Origin of the sequence: Psychrobacillus sp. FJAT-21963, from assembly GCF_001420585.1 — a bacterium.
Lineage (GTDB): Bacteria > Bacillota > Bacilli > Bacillales_A > Planococcaceae > Psychrobacillus.
The window spans coordinates 759,007-763,047 of sequence record NZ_LJIY01000002.1 but is presented as its reverse complement, the minus strand read 5'-3'; the positions used below and the strand labels follow the sequence as shown (position 1 = coordinate 763,047).

At 34.3% G+C, this 4,041-nt stretch carries 4 protein-coding genes; 3 read left to right on the top strand and 1 reads right to left on the bottom strand.

Annotation, left to right across the window (positions count from 1 at the left end):
* Positions 1-42: 42 nt before the first annotated feature.
* From AN959_RS09650 to AN959_RS09640, 3 genes are read left to right on the top strand one after another with little or no spacing between them, the layout of a single operon-like run.
* Positions 43-525 (top strand): DUF2975 domain-containing protein, encoded by a 483-nt coding sequence (locus AN959_RS09650; protein WP_056830266.1) that lies wholly within the window; start codon positions 43-45, stop codon positions 523-525.
* 11 nt (positions 526-536) lie between these two features.
* On the top strand, positions 537-752 hold the full coding sequence (locus tag AN959_RS09645; protein WP_056830264.1) for a helix-turn-helix transcriptional regulator: 216 nt from the start codon (positions 537-539) through the stop codon (positions 750-752).
* Between the two features lie 48 nt (positions 753-800).
* Entirely contained in the window at positions 801-2,048 is a 1,248-nt protein-coding gene (locus AN959_RS09640; RefSeq protein ID WP_056830262.1) for a DUF4153 domain-containing protein, read from the top strand.
* 1,003 nt (positions 2,049-3,051) lie between these two features.
* Here AN959_RS09640 and AN959_RS09635 read toward each other — a convergent pair.
* Entirely contained in the window at positions 3,052-3,471 is a 420-nt protein-coding gene (locus AN959_RS09635; RefSeq protein WP_056830260.1) for a DUF3888 domain-containing protein, read from the bottom strand.
* Positions 3,472-4,041: the final 570 nt, after the last annotated feature.

Sequence of the window (4,041 nt, the reverse complement as noted above, 5' to 3'; positions counted from 1 at the left end):
ATATTAAAATTAAAATCAGAATAAATAGGTGAGGTGCTTTTTTTGGAAAAAGTAACAACGTTGTTTTTAAAAATAGCTGTTATTCTTTTAGGAATCCCAGTTCTTGCTCTGTGCATCTTTTTGGTGCCTGAGATGGCGAATCTTGCAGCAAAATTGCTTCCAGAGTTTGCTACTATAAAATATCTCGTTTTCATCGCTTTTGATGCATCGGCGATACCTTTTTACTTTGCTTTGTATCAGGCTTTCAAACTCTTACGCTATATTGACAAAAATAAAGCTTTCTCCGATTTATCTGTAAAAGCTTTAAAGAAAATCAAATACTGCGCCATCACAATCAGTATTTTGCATGTGCTAGTTTGGCCGCTCTTCTATATCTTTGCGGAAGTAGACGACGCACCAGGAGTTATCTTTGTCGGATTGGTTGTTCCTTTTGCTTCGATGGTTATCGCCGTCTTTGCGGCTGTTCTCCAAAAACTTTTACAAGAAGCAATCAATATCAAATCAGAAAATGATTTAACGGTCTGAGGTGAATAACAATGGCAATTATAATCCATATTGATGTGATGTTAGCAAAAAGGAAAATGAGCGTAACAGAACTTTCGGAGAAAGTTGGAATAACAATGGCGAACCTTTCTATATTGAAAAATGGAAAGGCAAAAGCGATTCGATTATCCACTTTAGAGGCAATTTGTAAAGCTTTAGAATGTCAGCCTGAAGATATTTTAGAATACAAAAGTGACGAAGGCAGTTAAACATTGTGGAGGAAACTTAATATAACAATTATTAGGGGAGGTATAACTATGGACATTAACAATTTGATTATTGAAAATATTGCTAACCCTCATGAGCTGGAGAGAATGTATAGAAAAGACCCGAAAGCTTTTAAAAAGTCATTCTCACACGCATGGGAACAAAATCCTGATTCTCAGGTTCTTGGTGTTTGGTATGAAAGATTGCATTTCAAGCAGACGGCAAATACAGAAAAATCTTCCTTGCTTCAAAAAGGTTTCTTATTCATGAGCATTTTAGCCATTCTGGCCGGGATAAGCACCAGGATCATTTTCCATTTTGTCGAACAGGAAGCAATTGCTCCAATTAACATGGCTTTTGGTATAATTCCCTTTATTGCTGCCTATTTTGTTTACAATAATACTCCGAAAAAAAGTGTTATTTATTCCCTTGCAGCGTTGTTCCTAATTTCCGGATTTTATCTTAATATGCTGCCATTAAATTATAAAGACAGTATTATCCTTGCTTATTTACACCTTCCCATATTCTTATGGGTATTGGTAGGGCTTGCATTTACAGGAAATGAATTTTCAAAAGGCAGTAAAAGATTAGCCTATATTAAATTTAACTTGGAATATTGTATTCTCTATGCCAGTATGGCAGTTAGTGGAATGGTACTAGCAGCATTAACCATGCAGTTATTTAGCTTTGTTTGCTTGGATATAGAAGACTTCTATTTTAGTAATGTCGTTTTATTTGGTGCTGCCGCTCTCGCTATTGTGGCTGCATACCTGGTATCAATGAATCTTAAACTTGCTAAGAATATTACACCATATATAGCTAAAATTTTTAGTCCTCTTGTACTGGTCACATTGTTGGTCTATCTTATAACGGTTATATGGGTCGGAAAAAATCCATTCTTGGACCGCAATTTCCTGATAGTCTTCAACGGAATACTCCTTGGTGTATTGGCCGTTACCATATTTTCCATTATCGAGAGCGACTCAAACGAGAAAAAGAACATTTCAGATTATATAAATTTTACCTTAATTGTTCTTGCGCTTATCATTGACAGTGTGGCTTTGTCAGCCATCGTGTTCAGACTTTCTTCTTATGGGATAACGCCTAATAGACTTGCTGTTTTAGGAGTAAACATACTTATCTGGGCAAATCTAATTTGGATTATGCTCTCCTATATGCGTTTTCTACAAAACAAATCCGGACCTTCAACTATCCAAGATGCCGTTACTAAGTATTTGCCGGTATACGGACTTTGGGCAGCTATCGTTACATTTACTTTTCCTATAATTTTTAATTAGAAAGGCTCTGTTAATGTAACGAAAAGCTAATCTTCTATAACCTATAAAATCCTTAGAGCCGATATTATGCAGCTTTTTATACAGAGTTGCATAGTTTTGGCTTATTTTCATTACCAAAGTTAAAAAGAGGGTATTCAACAGATTTAAAAAGAATAAATTGAATTTGTGAAGAAATGTACTTAAACTAACGGGGCGGCGGGATAGATAACGAGGGCATAGAAGAAGTAAAAAAGTTAGTACTACTTATAAAAATGATTAGCTCGTATTTTGCTGAAGCCCTAGGTACGACTGGATTTTAATAAGTGTGTATTTTTATATATTGGACCTAATGCTTTTCGATTGCAAAAAAATAGACCGCGGATAAAAACGGTCTATTATAGAAAGCATTTATTTTTAATTTCTACATGGCAAAGAAAAATCATGAACTATGAGCCACACATATCGCAATCTTCTACCTGAAAACGAGTCAGGAGTGTAAAGCCACCCCTTTGCGGACATTGTCCCCTATTACGAAAACACCTAGTCTGCAAACGTCCTGTTCTATTATGCTCGTACATGCAACATGCATGTGGCGGTATTATCCATGAACTCGATTCGTTCTCCTGACACCTAGATTGTCTTATTCTTCTACGATTTCGACCACAAGCCATATTATCACCTCCTAATATTAATACTCTATTTTATGGAAATCTATTGAATTTGATTGGACTCGGTTGCGTATGATCTCTAGCTTTTCCGAAAATGAAGGCAATAAATAGATTAAAGGGATTGGAAACCCTCAAAATCAACAAATATACGAAAAACTATAGGTTCCTTTAACTTAACTAAGCGGGATGGGAAGAACGTAACAGGACTAAGGGAGATCCCCTAGTCCTGTCTTTTTACTTATCTACAAAAAGATTAGGGGCTAAATGAGAATACATATAACGTTGAGTTTTTGAACTAACGGGGCAGGTTAGTTCAATAAGAAGTACGTATAGGTATCTTAATAAAACTAATTTAGTTATGCAGGATTCCTACATTCATATTTTTCATTTGGATCAAACTTTCTAACTTTATAATCATGTAGAAGCCATTCATATTTTGTAGACTCATCTTTCCTAACAGTTATTGTAAATATATCAAGAGGTTCATGTATTCCTGTGAAGGTCCTACCTTCCAACTTAGCTTCAAACAACCACGAACCAGAATGGTCTAATTTCTTAACTTCGATGACCTTTTGGCATTGAAATCCAATTAGCCTTCTAGTTCCATAGTGTTTATCCACTGCTGAATACATTTGAGGTTCTATTAAATCGATTACAGCATCTTCTAATAAATTTTCTCTAGAAGGTGGTGTACTCGTTTGTAAATTTTCTTGGGCTTGGATGTTCATAATAAATATAAGCATTGTTATAGGCACTAGTAGAAATAGTTTTCTCATAACTCAATCATCCTTCAAATTTCTTGTTATCTTGCACTAAAGGAGAATGACTAATACAAAATATTTTTTTATATTTAGTACGACCATAATTTGTAATAAACGGGAGTTTCTTGTTCAATCAACGGGTGCTTTACTTAAATAAGGAGTAGAGCATTTTTTTATATTCTTAATTCTAGATGAACACCAATTTAATGAAAAAATAATATTATCTAATACATCAACGACTGTACCGACAGGAATCTCAATTAGAGGTTTTTTCCAGAGTACTAAAAATTGATTTTATAGGTGTTCCATTATAGTTTTAAGCACCAAACAGAGTTGCGATAATATCTTTCGTTTGGTAGAAAATACGAAACAGCTGGGACAAAAAAATGAGGATTGTGTTATCGGGCATATAGCTTACAAAAATTAATTATTGGATCCTGATTAGGAACCTAATGCGTCACAAAAGAAAAAATACTACGAGAATCTCTATTGGTCTTTCCACAGATGTATCTTTTATCCCTAACTATATTATTCTTTATACCTATAAAATGGGAATTAATTAAATCTATTAATAATTATTTGCTT

Bases quoted from the DNA above. Each gene is read 5' to 3' on its own strand.
- AN959_RS09645 (WP_056830264.1), top strand. From the start codon at position 537: ATGGCAATTATAATCCATATTGATGTGATGTTAGCAAAAAGGAAAATG.
- AN959_RS09640 (WP_056830262.1), top strand. From the start codon at position 801: ATGGACATTAACAATTTGATTATTGAAAATATTGCTAACCCTCATGAG.
- AN959_RS09635 (WP_056830260.1), bottom strand. From the start codon at position 3,471: ATGAGAAAACTATTTCTACTAGTGCCTATAACAATGCTTATATTTATT.